General features: G+C 61.5%; 17 protein-coding genes. 9 read left to right on the top strand and 8 right to left on the bottom strand.

Annotated features, from left to right (window positions below; all coding sequences use genetic code 11):
* Nucleotides 1–158: 158 nt before the first annotated feature.
* Nucleotides 159–950 (top strand): crotonase/enoyl-CoA hydratase family protein, encoded by a 792-nt coding sequence (locus ACM6IM_RS16745; RefSeq protein WP_414865745.1) that lies wholly within the window; start codon nt 159–161, stop codon nt 948–950.
* Nucleotides 951–1,101: 151 nt separating this feature from the next.
* Here ACM6IM_RS16745 and ACM6IM_RS16750 read toward each other — a convergent pair whose 3' ends face one another.
* Nucleotides 1,102–1,857, bottom strand: a complete 756-nt coding sequence (locus ACM6IM_RS16750; RefSeq protein WP_192304346.1) for a spermidine synthase — start codon at nt 1,855–1,857, stop codon at nt 1,102–1,104.
* A 149-nt stretch (nt 1,858–2,006) separates the two neighbouring features.
* Here ACM6IM_RS16750 and ACM6IM_RS16755 point away from each other — a divergent pair, with 149 nt between their 5' ends.
* Nucleotides 2,007–3,353: a class II 3-deoxy-7-phosphoheptulonate synthase gene (locus ACM6IM_RS16755; RefSeq protein WP_414865746.1), complete on the top strand. Its 1,347-nt coding sequence runs from the start codon at nt 2,007–2,009 to the stop codon at nt 3,351–3,353.
* Nucleotides 3,354–3,435: 82 nt separating this feature from the next.
* On the opposite strand, the gene ACM6IM_RS16760 is transcribed toward ACM6IM_RS16755, so the two are convergent.
* Nucleotides 3,436–4,665, bottom strand: coding sequence for a winged helix-turn-helix domain-containing protein (locus tag ACM6IM_RS16760; RefSeq protein WP_414865747.1), 1,230 nt, complete (start codon nt 4,663–4,665; stop codon nt 3,436–3,438).
* A 64-nt stretch (nt 4,666–4,729) separates the two neighbouring features.
* Entirely contained in the window at nt 4,730–4,945 is a 216-nt protein-coding gene (locus tag ACM6IM_RS16765) for a DUF1127 domain-containing protein (RefSeq protein WP_414865748.1), read from the bottom strand.
* Nucleotides 4,946–5,041: 96 nt separating this feature from the next.
* On the opposite strand from ACM6IM_RS16765, the gene ACM6IM_RS16770 reads away from it, so the two are divergent.
* A complete protein-coding gene (locus ACM6IM_RS16770) occupies nt 5,042–5,896 on the top strand; it encodes a LysR substrate-binding domain-containing protein (RefSeq protein WP_192304353.1) in 855 nt (284 codons plus the stop codon).
* Here the strand turns inward: ACM6IM_RS16770 and ACM6IM_RS16775 are convergent.
* The gene (locus tag ACM6IM_RS16775) at nt 5,886–6,635 is read right to left on the bottom strand and encodes a sulfite exporter TauE/SafE family protein (protein ID WP_192304355.1); all 750 of its coding nucleotides are present in this window, start codon (nt 6,633–6,635) and stop codon (nt 5,886–5,888) included. The genes ACM6IM_RS16770 and ACM6IM_RS16775 overlap by 11 nt on opposite strands.
* A 111-nt stretch (nt 6,636–6,746) precedes the next feature.
* Here ACM6IM_RS16775 and ACM6IM_RS16780 point away from each other — a divergent pair, with 111 nt between their 5' ends.
* From ACM6IM_RS16780 to ACM6IM_RS16795, 4 genes are all read left to right on the top strand, one after another.
* Nucleotides 6,747–7,703, top strand: a complete 957-nt coding sequence (locus ACM6IM_RS16780; RefSeq protein WP_414865749.1) for a LysR family transcriptional regulator — start codon at nt 6,747–6,749, stop codon at nt 7,701–7,703.
* Between the two features lie 68 nt (nt 7,704–7,771).
* Complete coding sequence (locus ACM6IM_RS16785; RefSeq protein ID WP_201190767.1) at nt 7,772–8,227, top strand: MarR family winged helix-turn-helix transcriptional regulator; 456 nt, start codon at nt 7,772–7,774, stop codon at nt 8,225–8,227.
* Nucleotides 8,228–8,551: 324 nt separating this feature from the next.
* On the top strand, nt 8,552–8,971 hold the full coding sequence (locus ACM6IM_RS16790; protein ID WP_192304361.1) for an organic hydroperoxide resistance protein: 420 nt from the start codon (nt 8,552–8,554) through the stop codon (nt 8,969–8,971).
* Between the two features lie 33 nt (nt 8,972–9,004).
* Nucleotides 9,005–10,018, top strand: a complete 1,014-nt coding sequence (locus ACM6IM_RS16795; protein WP_201190769.1) for an alpha/beta hydrolase — start codon at nt 9,005–9,007, stop codon at nt 10,016–10,018.
* Between the two features lie 112 nt (nt 10,019–10,130).
* On the opposite strand, the gene ACM6IM_RS16800 is transcribed toward ACM6IM_RS16795, so the two are convergent.
* Nucleotides 10,131–10,700, bottom strand: a complete 570-nt coding sequence (locus ACM6IM_RS16800) for an elongation factor P (RefSeq protein WP_003226785.1) — start codon at nt 10,698–10,700, stop codon at nt 10,131–10,133.
* A gap of 48 nt (nt 10,701–10,748) precedes the next feature.
* The gene (earP, locus tag ACM6IM_RS16805; RefSeq protein ID WP_414865750.1) at nt 10,749–11,891 is read right to left on the bottom strand and encodes an elongation factor P maturation arginine rhamnosyltransferase EarP; all 1,143 of its coding nucleotides are present in this window, start codon (nt 11,889–11,891) and stop codon (nt 10,749–10,751) included.
* Between the two features lie 124 nt (nt 11,892–12,015).
* Between earP and ACM6IM_RS16810 the strand changes: the two genes are divergently transcribed.
* On the top strand, nt 12,016–12,423 hold the full coding sequence (locus ACM6IM_RS16810; RefSeq protein ID WP_192304367.1) for a hypothetical protein: 408 nt from the start codon (nt 12,016–12,018) through the stop codon (nt 12,421–12,423).
* A gap of 2 nt (nt 12,424–12,425) precedes the next feature.
* The gene (locus ACM6IM_RS16815) at nt 12,426–12,908 is read left to right on the top strand and encodes a GreA/GreB family elongation factor (RefSeq protein WP_414865751.1); all 483 of its coding nucleotides are present in this window, start codon (nt 12,426–12,428) and stop codon (nt 12,906–12,908) included.
* Between the two features lie 5 nt (nt 12,909–12,913).
* Here the strand turns inward: ACM6IM_RS16815 and cysB are convergent, their stop codons facing one another.
* Entirely contained in the window at nt 12,914–13,888 is a 975-nt protein-coding gene (gene cysB, locus ACM6IM_RS16820; RefSeq protein ID WP_192304371.1) for an HTH-type transcriptional regulator CysB, read from the bottom strand.
* 113 nt (nt 13,889–14,001) lie between these two features.
* Nucleotides 14,002–14,505 carry a universal stress protein gene (locus ACM6IM_RS16825; protein ID WP_192304373.1) on the bottom strand — a complete coding sequence of 168 codons (504 nt, stop codon included), beginning with the start codon at nt 14,503–14,505 and terminating at the stop codon, nt 14,002–14,004.
* Nucleotides 14,506–14,548 lie beyond the last annotated feature (43 nt).

The following is a 14,548-nucleotide window of genomic DNA, read 5'->3' on the forward strand; positions in this document are numbered from 1 at the left end:
GGAAAACTGACGGATATACCGTTGCGCCGCCGACCTTTGCGGATAATCGGGCAAGCGTCTACTTTTCAAAGGCCCGGCCCTGCTGGCGCTGATGCTAAAACGTTTCACTTCGACAATGCCGTCCCGTGTCCCGAGATCCCCCCAGCGAGGAAAGCGCCATGAATCAGCCCGCCCGCAGTCGCGTCACCCGGGAGCGACAAGGTCATGTGCTGTTGATCGGCCTCGATCGGGTGGCCAAGCGCAACGCATTCGACCTCGATCTGCTGAACGAACTGAGCCTGGCCTATGGCGAATTCGAGGCCGCCAGCGAGGCGCGTGTCGCGGTGGTGTTTGGCCATGGCGAGCATTTCACCGCCGGGCTCGACCTGCTCAGCGCCAGCGCGGAGTTGGCCAAAGGCTGGCAAGCACCACCCGGAGGCTGCGATCCGTGGGGGGTGTTCGCCGGGCCCAGGGTCAGCAAACCGGTGATCGTCGCCGCGCAAGGTTACTGCCTGACCATCGGCATCGAGCTGATGCTGGCCGCTGACATCAACCTTTGCGCGAGCAACACCCGCTTCGCCCAGAAAGAAGTGCAACGCGGGATCTTCCCGTTCGGTGGCGCGACGCTGCGCCTGCACCAGGTGGCCGGCTGGGGCAATGCCATGCGCTGGCTGCTGACCGGCGACGAGTTCGATGCCCACGACGCGCTGCACCTGGGCCTGGTTCAGGAGGTCATGGCCAGCGAGGACCTGTTGCCACGCGCCATAGAGTTGGCGCAGCGGATCGCCCGCCAGGCGCCCCTGGGGGTGCAGGCGACACTGATGTCGGCGCGCCAGGCGCGTTACGAAGGTGAGACGGTCGCGGCGCAGGGATTGCCCGCGCTGGCGAAGAAGCTGTTGGCCACCGAGGACGCTCGGGAGGGGGTGCGGTCGATGGTGGAGCGGCGGCCCGGTATCTTCAAAGGAGCGTGAGGAATGTGTTGACCGGTAGTCAGCCTTCGCGAGCAAGCCCGCTCCCACAGTGATCTGGGGGTGTTCACAAGATTTGCAGACACATACAGAACTTGTGGGAGCGGGCTTGGTCTGGGCGGCATTCCGACGAAGAGGCCCTCACGGGCACACTTCATGTAGCCGGGCGAATCGCCTTGATCAATGGCTGCAACGAATACCCCAGGCGCGGCGCCAGCGCTTCGGCCCGGGCGACCAGGCCGTCCATGTCCAGTTCCTGGTCCAGCTCCGAAGGCACGATCAGAATCACATTGCCCTCCTTCACCGGCAATTCCCAGTAATGCCGGTGATAAAGCCCGCGCAACAACGCCGCGCCCAACGGCTTGCCGTCATCGGTGGCCCACTGGTTGATCACCAGCCAGCCTCCCGGGGTGAGGCGCTTCTGGCAGTTTTCCAGGAAACGCCAGGCCAGATGCCCGACACCCGGCCCGACGTCGGTATACAGGTCGACGAAAATCAGGTCGGCCGGCTCGGCAGTTTCCAGCAACTCCAGGGCATCGCCGACCCGGATGTAAAGACGCGGGTCATCATCCAGCCCAAGGTACTCGATGGCCAGGCGCGGCACGTCCGGGCGCAGCTCGATGGCTTCGACATCTTCCAGTGGCAGGAACTTCAGGCAGGCCTGGGTCAGGGTGCCAGCCCCCAGACCGAGAAACAGCGCACTCTCCGGCTGTTCATGGCACAGCGCGCCGATCAGCATCGCCCGGGTGTAATCGTATTCGAGCCAGCTCGGGTCGGCCGTGAACACGCAACTCTGCTCGATGGCATCACCAAACTCGAGGAAGCGGTAATCGGCCACTTCCAGCACGCGAATCACGCCAAACTCATCCCGTACCTCGGCGAGCAGATGCTCGACGCGCTCCTCAGTCATTTCGTCTCCTGATCGTCACCCGCTGCGGCAACACGATAAACCGCACGATGACGCGGCAAAGGCGCAATTGTCCGCGAAGCGACAGGAACAGGTCACGCACTAATTTGCTGATAACATGAGCGCCCGAGCGTAAAACAACCGAGACCGTGATGAGCCAACCCTGGAGCCCTGACAGCTGGCGCGCCCTGCCGATCCAGCAACAACCCCATTACCCCGACGCAGCGCATTTGCGCCAGGTCGAGCAAACCCTGGCCAGCTACCCGCCGCTGGTGTTTGCCGGGGAAGCCCGGGAATTGCGCCGTCAGTTCGCCGAAGTCACCCAGGGTCGCGCGTTTCTGTTGCAGGGCGGCGACTGCGCCGAAAGCTTCGCCGAGTTCTCCGCCGCGAAAATCCGCGACACCTTCAAGGTGCTGTTGCAAATGGCGATCGTCATGACCTTCGCCGCCGGCTGCCCGGTGGTCAAGGTCGGGCGCATGGCCGGCCAGTTCGCCAAGCCGCGCTCGGCCAACGACGAAACCATCGACGGCGTGACCCTGCCGGCCTACCGTGGCGACATCGTCAACGGGATCGGCTTCGACGAGAAAAGCCGCGTGCCGGACCCGGAGCGCCTGCTGCAGTCCTATCACCAGTCCACCGCGACCCTGAACCTGCTGCGCGCCTTTGCCCAGGGTGGCTTTGCCGACCTGCACCAGGTGCACAAGTGGAACCTGGACTTCATTGCCAACTCCGCGCTGGCCGAGAAGTACAGCCACCTTGCCGACCGCATCGATGAAACCCTGGCCTTCATGCGTGCCTGCGGCATGGACAGCTCGCCGCAACTGCGCGAGACCAGCTTCTTCACCGCCCACGAGGCGCTGCTGCTGAACTATGAAGAAGCCTTCGTGCGCCGCGACAGCCTGACCAACGATTACTACGATTGCTCGGCGCACATGCTGTGGATCGGTGACCGCACCCGCCAACTCGACGGTGCCCACGTCGAATTCCTGCGCGGGGTGAACAACCCGATCGGGGTCAAGGTCGGCCCGAGCATGGACCCCGATGACCTGATCCGCCTGATCGACGTGCTCAACCCGGACAACGACCCGGGACGCCTGAACCTGATCGCCCGAATGGGCGCGAACAAGGTCGGCGATCATCTGCCGGCGCTGATCCGCGCGGTGCAGCGTGAAGGCAAGCAGGTGCTCTGGAGCAGCGATCCGATGCACGGCAACACCATCAAGGCCAGCAGTGGCTACAAGACCCGCGACTTCGCGCAAATCCTCGGCGAGGTGAAGCAGTTCTTCCAGGTGCACCAGGCGGAAGGCAGCTATGCCGGCGGTATTCACATCGAGATGACCGGGCAGAACGTCACCGAGTGCATCGGCGGCGCGCGGCCGATTACCGAGGACGGGTTGTCGGATCGCTACCACACCCACTGCGACCCGCGGATGAATGCCGACCAGTCGCTGGAACTGGCGTTTTTGATTGCCGAGACGCTGAAACAGGTTCGGCGGTAAATCGCGTGACGCCCTTCGCGAGCAGGCTCGCTCCCACCCGTGCGGTCACGTGGGAGCGGGCCTGCTCGCGATCAACGCCCATTCAGGCGCCACCCATGCCGATAAATGCCACGCGCAACCTGTCCGCACTCGCCCGCCTGCAATTGAGTTGCACCCGCGCCAGCCCCAGCCAATCGGCCATCTGCCGCAAATTGACCGCCAGCGCCAGCATCCCCTGCTCATCCAGCCCCGGCTCTTCTTCATGCACCGCGTGCACCGCCAATTGCCCGTTGGCCCGCTCCGCGCGCAGATCCACCCGTGCGGCGATCCGCTCGTTGTGCAGGAACGGCAGCACGTAATAGCCATAGACCCGCTTATCCTGCGGTGTGTAGATCTCCAGTCGATAACGGAAATCAAACAACCGCTCGGTGCGGCTACGCTCCCAGACCAATGAATCAAACGGTGACAGCAAGGCACTGGCCTCGACCTTGCGTGGCACCTTCGGCTCGGGCAGGCAATAAGCCGCCTGGCGCCACCCCTGAACCTCGCAAGCCTGCAACTCGCCCGCCTCCACCAACTCCGCCAGGCGCGGACGCGCGTCGCCCGGGTTCAGGCGAAAGTAATCGCGCAAATCCTTCTCCGTCGCCACCCCCAAGGCATGGGCGGCATGCAGTAACAGACCGCGTTGCGCCTCGTCTTCGGTCAGCAACGGTTGTTGCAGAATCGCCGTGGGAATCACCCGTTCCGGCAAATCGTAGAGTCGCTCGAAACCGCGTCGCCCGGCCACGGTCACTTCGCCGGCCGCGAACAACCATTCCAGTGCATGCTTTTCCGCACTCCAGTCCCACCACGGTCCCGCCCGCTCCTGGCGCGTCGACAGGCTGCCGGCCCCCAACGCACCGAGTGCTTCGACCGACGCCATGACTCGGCGAATGGTGGCCTGCTGCTCACGCCCGAAACGCGCCAGTTGCTGATAGATGTCTTCGCCGCGTCGCGCGCGCGCCATGCGCCAGCGCATCAGCGGGTACATCGACAGTGGCAGCAGCGACGCTTCGTGCCCCCAATACTCGAACAACGTGCGACGCCGGCCTGAACTCCAGGCTGCCTGATCGAGCATATCGGATGAATACTGGCCAAGACGGGAAAACAACGGGAGGTAGTGCGAACGCACCAGCGCATTGACCGAATCGATCTGCAGGAGACCCAGGCGTTCGATCAGGCGATTGAGCTGAACCGCCTTGACCACCGCCGGCGACTGGCGCCCGTTGAATCCCTGGGCGGCCAACGCCAGGCGGCGAGCCTGTTTGATGGAAAAGGACAGCGTTGCGGGCATGGGCATCTCCTTGTCTGCTCGCAACCTACCTCACCGGGAGAGGGTTTGTGTAGTTGTGGGTGGCTCATTTGTGCATCGGGTCATCCCAGAACGGGCGGATGGCTTCATGCTCGACATCCGCACGACTGATGCCGATATCCTTCAGCGCCTCATCGCTCATGCTCGCCAGCAACTCGCGTTCACGGTGCAATTCGTACCAGCGGCTGATCTTGTGCAGCAGGTCCGACACCACATGGATGGAGTGTTTTCCAACGTCTGCATAACCTCTTTGACCTTTCATCTTGTTGCCCTCCGTTTGGGATGGCTCAAGTGTCGCGCCAGGGCTAAGATCAATCCAACGAATGTTTCTTATGCAACACATCTCGGAGATTGATGAATGTCCGCCTACCCGAGTATCGACACGGAAGTGCTGCGCACCTTTGTCGCCATCGCCGATCAGGGCGGTTTCACCCGCGCCGGGGAACTGGTCAACCGCACACAGTCCGCTGTGAGCATGCAGATGAAGCGGCTGGAAGAGGATGTGCTCCAGCGTCAACTGTTCCAGCGCGATGGCCGCCAGGTGCGGCTGACCGCCGAAGGCCAGGTGCTGCTGGGGTATGCCCGGCGCATCCTCAAGCTGCACAGCGAGGTGTTCAATACGTTGCGCGAGCCGCACATGGTCGGCACGGTGCGCATCGGCACGCCGGACGATTACGTGATGCGTTTTCTGCCGGGGATTCTGCGGCGCTTTGCCCAGTCATACCCGTTGATCCAGATCGAAGTGCATTGCGAATCATCAAAACAACTGCTGCTGCGCCAGGACCTCGACCTGTCCATCGTCACTCGCGAACCGGGCAACGAGATCGGCCAGTTGTTGCGCAAGGAGCGTTTCGTCTGGGCCGAGGCGCAGTGTTTCAGCGTGCACGAGCAGACGCCGTTGCCGCTGGCGATGTTCAACAGCGATTGTTTCTGCCGCCTGTGGGCCTGCAACGCCCTGGACGCCATGGGACGCGATTATCGGGTGGCCTATAACAGCTCCAGCCTGTCGGCGATCATGGCAGTGGTCAGCGCCGGCCTGGCCGTCACCGCGCAACTGGAAAGCCTGATCACGCCCGACCTGCGCATTCTCGGTGAGGCCGAAGACCTGCCCGAATTGCCTGAAGCGAGCATCATGCTCCTGCGCAACCTGCACAATCCATCGCCGATCACCGAGTGCCTGGCCGAACACATCGTCGAAGGCTTCAAGCTTTAAGGGCGAGCAACACTGCGCACAGCACCAGGAAACCACAGAACAAACCGCGCAGCAGCCGCTCCGGCAAGGCGTGGGCGACCTTCACGCCCCAGCTGATGCTCAGCAGGCCACCAATGGCCAATGGCACGCCGATCATCCAGTCCACTTCATGATGCACCGCATACGTCACCAGCGTGACCCCGGTGCTCGGCAGTGCCAGGGCCAGCGACAAGCCTTGGGCCACCACTTGCGTGGTGCCGAACAGGCTGGTCAATACCGGCGTCGCCACCACCGCCCCGCCGACACCGAACAGCCCCCCCATGGTGCCCGAAGCCGCGCCGAGCACACCCAGCCATGGCCAGGCGTGATTCATCTGTGATTGGGCCGGTGCGCTGGCGTGGAACATGCGCATCAGGTTGTAGGCCGACAGCGCGACCAGGAACGCGACAAACCCGAGGCGCATGGTCTGCGCATCCAGCCCCACCGCCCAGATCGAACCGATCCAGGCAAAACAGAAGCCCATGGAGGCCAGGGGCAGCGCGTGACGCAACTCGATGCGATTGCGCTGGTGATAACGCCACAGCGCCAGCAAAACGTTCGGGACGACCATGACCAAGGCGGTGCCCTGGGCCATCTGTTGATCCAGGCCGCACCACACCCCCAGCAACGGAATGGCGATCAACCCGCCGCCTATGCCGAACAAGCCACCCAGGGTGCCCATGGCTGCACCAAACACGACATACAGCAAAAACTCGATCACGATCCGTTTCCCTTTGTTTCAAGCCTGTCATCCTACGCAGTCAGCGCTGGCGCGGAAACGCACAGCAACGCACAATGGCTGTGCCAATTTCGCATAAGCGCAGATCCACTCATGAACCCCAATCAGCTGACCGGGCAACTGGGCCTGTTTCTCGATGTCCTGGAAACCGGCAGTTTTTCCGCCGCGTCCCGCCGCCATCCGTTGACCCCTTCAGCCGTGGCGCGGCGCATCGACAACCTGGAGCTCGCCGTCGGCAGCCAGCTGTTCATTCGCAGCACCCACGCCGTACGGGCGACGCCGGCCGGCCTGGCATTTGCCGAACGGGCGCGGCGCATCGTTGCCGAACTGCAACTGGCCCGCGCCGAGGCCGTGTCCCTGAGCAGCGCGCCTGAAGGCCTGATCCGCATCGATGCCCCCGCTGCGTTCGGCCGTCGCCACCTGGCACCGGTGATTGCGGACTTCCTGATGCTCTACCCCGGCCTCGACGTGCAACTGCACCTGATCGACAGCTTTGTCGACATGCAGGGGCTGAACCTGGGCAAAGTCGATCTGGTGCTGCGGGCCGGACAACTGGCCGACACCCGGCTGGTTGCCACGCCATTGGCGAGCATGGTGCGCATTGCCTGCGCCAGCCCTGACTACCTCAAGCGCCGGGGCGTGCCGAGCGACCCGGCGCAGTTGGTCGAGCATGACGGACTCGACTGGGACGGCCTGGCTCCGCCATTCGCCTGGCGATTCGAGCGGGACGGGCAACTGCATTTGTACCGCCCGGCGCGCATCCGCATGAGCGCCAACAATGCCGAGGCGCTGGTGTGCGGCGCACTGGCCGGGCTGGGCATCGCGCACCTGCCCACCTGGCTGGCCAGTGAATACCTGTTGCGCGGAGAGTTGCGGCCACTGTTTTGCGAAAACGGCTTGCCTGCGGCGGAAACCACCGGGATTTATGCGTTGCGCCTGGAACAGCAATCCAATACACGCAGCCGACTGTTGCTGGAATATCTGAAGAGTCGCTTCAGCCCTGTTCCGCCCTGGGATCTGGCATTGCAGCGCAACCTCGACCGACATTAGGTCGGAATTATCTGGCGCATTAAACATTTGCCCGCTAGATTCATAAGACCACCGACCAAGGCTTCGACATGACCACCGAACGCGACACCTCCTGCGACGACTTGCTGCTGGACAACCAAGCCTGCTTCGCCCTGCATTCCACCTCGCTGCTGATGACCAAGGTCTACAAGCCGCTGCTCAAGGCACTGGACCTGACCTATCCGCAATACCTGGCCATGATGGTGTTGTGGGAACAGGACGGTCTTACCGTCGGCGAAATCAGCACGCGATTGCTGACTGACCCCGGCTCGCTGACGCCGCTGCTCAAGCGCCTGGAAGCCGAAGGCCTGCTCAGCCGCACCCGCAGCCGCGAGGATGAGCGCGTGGTGATTGTCGAACTGACCGAACAGGGACGCGCCCTGCGGGACAAGGCACGCAACATTCCCCAATGCATCCTCGGCGCCAGCGGCATGACCCTGGAGCGCCTCAAGCATCTGCAAGCGGAGCTGCAAGTGTTGCGCGGCAATTTGCAGGACAGCCTCTAACCCTCTCCCCACCCTCTCCACTGTGGGAGCGAGCCTGCTCGCGATAGCGGTGGGTCAGTCACTCAAGGGTGAATGCCAAACCGCTATCGTCGGAACGCCGCCCGGAGCAGGCTCGCTCCCACAGGTACGGTGACCTGCTCTCTTCCGCTACACCTCTCTATCTCAGCCGTTTTAGGCCGCTCACCCAAGCTTCACGCAGTTAACCTCAAAATATTCGAAAATTTATCTTGCGCGCTAACTATTGGCGCGCTACATTCACCTCGCACTTACTTAACGCGCAAACATTTAGCGCGACGAACTCAAAATCAGAACGAGGCTCACATCATGCAAACTCTCTACACCGCAATCGCAACCTCCACTGGCGGCCGTGACGGTCGTGCGGTTTCCAGCGACAACATCCTCGACGTCAAACTCGCCACTCCAAAAGAACTCGGCGGTGCTGGTGGTGCGGCCACCAACCCTGAGCAACTGTTCGCAGCGGGTTACTCGGCCTGCTTCATCGGCGCCCTGAAATTCGTCGCCAGCCAGACCAAACGCAGCATCCCTGCCGACGCCTCGATCACCGCTCATGTCGGTATCGGTCAGATCCCTGGCGGTTTCGGTCTGGACATCGACCTGCACATCAGCCTGCCGGGCCTGGAACAAGCCGATGCGCAATCGCTGGTCGACGCCGCTCACCAGGTCTGCCCGTACTCCAACGCCACCCGTGGCAACGTCGATGTACGTCTGCACGTGACTGTCTAACTCCGACCACCCAGGCCCGAACAGGAAACGAACATGAACACTTTCAGCAAAGTCTTGACCGGTACCCTTCTCGCTCTGTCCGTCCACAGCGCATTCGCCGGCGACGTTGAACACAACACCCAGGCATTTCTCGATGTGTTGAACGCCGGCACCGGCAAACCGATGGAACAGATGACGCCTCAGGAAGCCCGCGCCGTACTCGTGGGTGCGCAGTCGGGGGTGAAGCTGACGCTGCCAAAAGCCGATGTCAGCCAGAAAACCATTCAGGTCGACGGCCAACCGATCAGCCTGACCATCGTCCGGCCGGCCGGTGTCAAAGGCGAGCTGCCGGTGTTCATGTTCTTTCACGGCGGCGGTTGGGTACTGGGGGATTTCCCGACTCACGAACGACTGGTTCGTGACCTGGTCGCGGGCTCGGGTGCGGCGGCGGTGTTCGTCAACTACACCCCGTCACCGGAAGCGCATTACCCGGTCGCCATCAACCAGGCTTACGCTGCAACCCGATGGGTGGCCGAGCACGGCAAGGAAATCAACGTCGACGGCAAGCGTCTGGCCGTGGCCGGCAACAGTGTCGGCGGCAACATGGCGGCCGTGGTTGCCCTGATGGCCAAAGACAAGGGCACGCCAGCGATCAAGTTCCAGGTGCTGCTGTGGCCGGTGACCGACGCCAGTTTCGAAACCGCGTCCTATAACCAGTTTGCCGAGGGACACTTTCTCACCAAAAACATGATGAAGTGGTTCTGGGACAACTACACCACCGACGCCAAGCAACGTAACGAGATCTACGCCTCGCCGCTGCGGGCCACTACCGCGCAGCTCAAGGGCCTGCCACCAGCCCTGGTGCAGACAGCCGGTGCCGATGTGTTGCGCGACGAAGGCGAGGCCTATGCCCGCAAACTCGACGAAGCCGGCGTGCCGGTGACTTCGGTTCGCTACAACGGCCTGATCCATGACTACGGTTTGCTCAACGTGGTCAGCCAGGTACCGGCAGTGCGTTCGGCAATGTTGCAAGCTTCCGAAGAGCTGAAACAACACCTGAAGAAGTGAAGCGGTTTCATTGTGGGAACGAGCCTGCTCGCTCCCACAGGGCTCAAACCGAAACAGCAGACACAAAAAAGCCCGACTCGATGGTCGGGCTTTTTCGTTCCTGAAGCAGTGCTTATTTGGCACGGCCCTTGTAGGAACCACCTTCGCGGGTGTCGATCTCGATCATGTCGCCGATTTCGATGAAGTCAGCAACCGACAGCTCGGTACCGTTCTTCAGTTTGGCAGGCTTCATCACCTTGCCGGAGGTGTCGCCACGGGCGGAACCTTCGGTGTAGTCAACCTGACGCACGATAGTGGTCGGCAGCTCTACGGAAACCAGCCGCTCTTCGAAGAACACGGCTTCGCAAACGTCGGTCATGCCTTCTTCCACGAATGGCAGAACGCTTTCGATGTCTTCAGCGTTCAGCTCGTACATGGTGTAGTCGGTGGTGTCCATGAACGTGTAGGTGTCGCCGCTGATGAAGGACAGGGTCGCTTCTTTGCGGTCGAGGATCACGTCGTCCAGTTTGTCGTCCGCACCGTAAACGGTTTCGGTCTTGTAACCGGTCAGCAGGTTTTTCAGCTTGGTCTTCATGATCGCGCTGTTACGGCCCGACTTGGTGAATTCAGCTTTCTGAACCAGCCAAGGGTCGTTGTCGATACGGATCACGGTACCGGGTTTGAGTTCTTTACCAGTTTTCATTGCGAATATCCGAATTTGGATGGGAGTTACTAAAATCTAGGCCGCGTATCATAGCCAATTTCGGTAAAACTGTACCAGCGCCGTGGCAAGATCCGCCCGCGAGGCCTGTTCCAGACACCACGCTTCGGCATGTTTTTGCAGTTCGGGCCAGTGTTTACGGGTCGCCAGCCATTGATCGGCGACCGGATCCGCGCCATTCCAGGCCCGCCAAAGTCCGCTGATCGCCTCGCGAGCCGGCGCCGAAAGACCTTCGGTGTACAGCGTCAGGAAGGCTTCGAGCTTGTCCAGATGAATGTCTTCGTCCTGCCGATAGATGTGCCACAGCAGCGGTCGCCCGGCCCATTGCGCACGCACGAACGAATCCTCGCCACGCACGGCATTGAACGCGCAACTCCACAGCAGCCGGTCGTATTGATCCTGGTGGACGAACGGCAAGACCTGCACGGTCAGGGCATCGCGCACATGCACGGCACCTGCTGCCAAGCCCTCGACGCCCAGCCAGCGCTCGACATCGCCGAGAATCCGCCCCTCCGGCACCAGCAGATGCGTGGGCCGCGAATCCCTTGCCAATACATCCAGCCAACTGGCGAGGCCGGTATTTTCATAGGCAAACAGTGAGATCAACAGCGCCCCGGGCGCAGGATCAACACCTAGGCTCTGCAGGAATTCTCGCTGAGCCTCGGCGCTTTGCTGAAATTGCCGACGCCGCTCAAGCAGTCCGCCTTCACGCAGCAAACCGCCGGTGCCCTCCTGGAACCCCGGGAAAAAAAAGTATTTCTGCACGCTCTGGTATTTCACCGACGGCAGGCCGTGGCAGCCGATGACCCAGTCTTCGGCACTCAGGTAGTCGAGGTTCATCCACAATGGCCGCGGGTCCCGCGCGGCCATGGCATCCATGTAGGCGCTCGGCAGCTGGCAGGCAAAGGCGGCAATCACGACATCTGCGGCGTCGGTGGGCAGCCAGTCGGCCGGCCAATGGCGCACGTCGACACCTTCCTGCCATTGCTGCGCGGCAGCAACGTCGATATCCGGACACAGGCGTTCGAACGCGCGCAGGTCGTCGACCCACAGTCGCACCGTCAGCGAATGCTCGGCCACCAGCTGACGGGCCAGGCGCCAGGTCACACCGATGTCGCCAAAGTTGTCGACCACAGTGCAAAAAATATCCCAGCGGGTTTTCATTTCAGGCATTCCAGGTTCCCGTTGGCAAAGGCGCCGATTGTCCGCATAAATTACCCCGTGCAGAAGAGCCGACGGCGATTAATCTTCATGCGACAATCGCCACTCGCCCGCGACCACCCGCCAGGAGGCAGTCATGCCCTATCGCCCCACCCCGCGCCGGACCTTGCCGATTCAGCTCAACGCCCTGCAACTGACCGGCAGCATCGCCCTCGGCGTGTGGCTGGGATTCGTTGCAATTGCACTGACCTGCTGGCTCGCCTCGCGCTTGCTGTTCAGCGAGCAACTGGCCCCGGTGGCCCAGGCCGTGCAGCAATTGGCCAACCCGCCGGTGGTGCAGCAAGTGCCCGACTTGCCGCCGCCGAGCCCGCAATTCGAACAATACGAGGAAAACCTGCGCAAGAACGAACAGGCGCAACGACTCGATCAGGCGCGCAGCAGCAACCGCAATCTGTCGAATCCGAAATGCCAGTTCTGGCTGCAACAGGACCGGACGGCGCCCAGCGAAAAAAGCCGCGCCAACGTGCTGCAATTCTGCGACTGATCATGAACAAGAAGACCGTCCACCAACTGATTATCGACAAACTGCGAATCGACCTCGACGTCGCCGAGCGTGCTGCGCAGACCGCCTACGAAACCGCCACCCACGAAGAAAACATCGCCGAAAACAAATACGACACCCTGGGGCTGGAGGCTTCTTACCTGGCGACCGGACAAGCCCGGCGCATGGAGGAAATCAGGCAGTCACTGACCCTGTGCCAGAACCTGGCGCTTCGCCCCTACGACGACCAACGAGGCATCGAGATCAGTGCCCTGCTTGGCCTGGAAGACGAAAACGGTCGAGAACAATGGCTGTTCCTGGCCCCCGACGCGGCGGGCCTGAAGGTCGACCTGGTGGGGCAGTCGATCACCGTCATCACCCCCCGCTCGCCGCTGGGCAAAAGCCTGCTGGGCAAGTTCGAAGGGGACGACGTGGAGATTGTGGTAGCGGGCACTCGGCAACAGTTCTCTGTCACCGAGGTCTTGTAGAGGGATCAGTGAACCGGCAGTTCGACGCCGTCGAACAGCTCTTCCAGTTCCTGTTTGTTGTGGCACTGAATGGCCTTGGCCATCACTTCCCGGGTCAGGTGCGGGGCGAACTTCTCGATGAAGTCGCACATGAAACCACGCAGGAAAGTGCCGCGACGGAAACCGATCTTGGTAATGCTGGACTCGAACAACTCGCTGGCGTCGAGCACGACCAGATCGTTATCGAGCTTGGTATCGACGGCCATTTTCGCCACGATGCCGACCCCCAGGCCCAGGCGCACGTAAGTCTTGATCACGTCGGCGTCGGCGGCGGTAAACACCACTTTCGGCGTCAGGCCACGATGGCTGAACGCTTCGTCGAGTTTTGAACGGCCAGTGAAACCGAACACGTAGGTCACGATCGGGTATTCGGCGAGGGCTTCCAGGGTCAGCTTCGGCAACTTGGTCAACGGGTGGCCCTGGGGCACGACCACGCAACGGTTCCAGCGGTAGCACGGCATCATCACCAGGTCACCGAACAGCTCAAGAGCCTCGGTGGCGATGGCGAAATCGACAGTGCCGTCAGCGGCCATTTCGGCAATTTGCATCGGCGACCCCTGGTGCATGTGCAGGGCAACTTCCGGGTATTGCTTGATGAAATTGCTGATCACCGGCGGCAACGCATAACGAGCCTGGGTATGCGTGGTGGCGATCGACAGGGTGCCCTTCTTCTCGTTGGAGAATTCCTGGGCGATCTGCTTGATGCTTTCGACCTTGCGCAGGATTTCGCCGGCCGTGGTGATGATGCGTTCGCCAGCGGGTGTGACGCGCGTCAGGTGCTTGCCGCTGCGAGCGAAAACCTCGACGCCCAATTCGTCTTCCAGCAGGCGGATCTGTTTGCTGATACCCGGTTGCGAGGTGTAGAGGCTTTGGGCTGTAGCAGAAACGTTGAGGTCGTGGTGCGCCACTTCCCAGATGTAGCGCAGTTGTTGAAGCTTCATATGAATCCCTCAAAGCAGGTAGACGCCACGGGCATCAGCGACGGTATATAACTATATTAATGGTTTGAAGAATAAATCTAGAACTTTTTTATCGAATCGACGTTATTCGTGTTCTAGCGATCCCCTTGGCGCCGACGCTCCACCAGCGGCACCAGATAGACCGGGACCCGAGCCAACTGCAATACCCGCGCTGCGGTCCTGCCCAAGGGCGTTTCCGCGCCAGCACCATGGCTATGACTGCCTACGATCAACAAATCCACGGAGAGTTTCTGTGCCTGATCGAGAATGACCTGCGACGGATCGCCCTGGAGCACCCGTACCGCCTGAATTCTCTCCAGATCCTGCTCCCCTTCACCTCCCAGCTCCTCGCGAAAACTGTCGAGCACGCGCTGCTCGATATTGGCGATCACCGTGTTCAATCCCTGACTGTGAAACTCGTTCAATGCCCGCTCGTCGAGATAACTCTGCAGCACCGACTCGGCGAACAGCCCCATGGGCTCAACGGCGTGTACCACATACAAGTCCGCATTGAAGGTTCGAGCCAGTGCCAGGGCGTGCTGCATCACCAAAGGTGCATACAGGCCGAGGTCAGTGGCATACAGCATCGAACGAATCATAGGATCTCCTCGCAATGCCAATATGGCGGAGATTGATTCAGCT

This window comes from Pseudomonas sp. IT-P12, assembly GCF_949767465.1.
GTDB lineage: Bacteria > Pseudomonadota > Gammaproteobacteria > Pseudomonadales > Pseudomonadaceae > Aquipseudomonas.

Bases quoted from the DNA above. Each gene is read 5' to 3' on its own strand.
- ACM6IM_RS16825 (WP_192304373.1), bottom strand. From the start codon at position 14,505: ATGATTCGTTCGATGCTGTATGCCACTGACCTCGGCCTGTATGCACCT.
- ACM6IM_RS16785 (WP_201190767.1), top strand. From the start codon at position 7,772: ATGACCACCGAACGCGACACCTCCTGCGACGACTTGCTGCTGGACAAC.
- earP (WP_414865750.1), bottom strand. From the start codon at position 11,891: ATGCCTGAAATGAAAACCCGCTGGGATATTTTTTGCACTGTGGTCGAC.
- ACM6IM_RS16750 (WP_192304346.1), bottom strand. From the start codon at position 1,857: ATGACTGAGGAGCGCGTCGAGCATCTGCTCGCCGAGGTACGGGATGAG.
- ACM6IM_RS16810 (WP_192304367.1), top strand. From the start codon at position 12,016: ATGCCCTATCGCCCCACCCCGCGCCGGACCTTGCCGATTCAGCTCAAC.
- ACM6IM_RS16760 (WP_414865747.1), bottom strand. From the start codon at position 4,665: ATGCCCGCAACGCTGTCCTTTTCCATCAAACAGGCTCGCCGCCTGGCG.
- ACM6IM_RS16765 (WP_414865748.1), bottom strand. From the start codon at position 4,945: ATGAAAGGTCAAAGAGGTTATGCAGACGTTGGAAAACACTCCATCCAT.
- ACM6IM_RS16770 (WP_192304353.1), top strand. From the start codon at position 5,042: ATGTCCGCCTACCCGAGTATCGACACGGAAGTGCTGCGCACCTTTGTC.
- ACM6IM_RS16780 (WP_414865749.1), top strand. From the start codon at position 6,747: ATGAACCCCAATCAGCTGACCGGGCAACTGGGCCTGTTTCTCGATGTC.
- cysB (WP_192304371.1), bottom strand. From the start codon at position 13,888: ATGAAGCTTCAACAACTGCGCTACATCTGGGAAGTGGCGCACCACGAC.
- ACM6IM_RS16815 (WP_414865751.1), top strand. From the start codon at position 12,426: ATGAACAAGAAGACCGTCCACCAACTGATTATCGACAAACTGCGAATC.
- ACM6IM_RS16795 (WP_201190769.1), top strand. From the start codon at position 9,005: ATGAACACTTTCAGCAAAGTCTTGACCGGTACCCTTCTCGCTCTGTCC.
- ACM6IM_RS16745 (WP_414865745.1), top strand. From the start codon at position 159: ATGAATCAGCCCGCCCGCAGTCGCGTCACCCGGGAGCGACAAGGTCAT.
- ACM6IM_RS16755 (WP_414865746.1), top strand. From the start codon at position 2,007: ATGAGCCAACCCTGGAGCCCTGACAGCTGGCGCGCCCTGCCGATCCAG.
- ACM6IM_RS16790 (WP_192304361.1), top strand. From the start codon at position 8,552: ATGCAAACTCTCTACACCGCAATCGCAACCTCCACTGGCGGCCGTGAC.
- ACM6IM_RS16800 (WP_003226785.1), bottom strand. From the start codon at position 10,700: ATGAAAACTGGTAAAGAACTCAAACCCGGTACCGTGATCCGTATCGAC.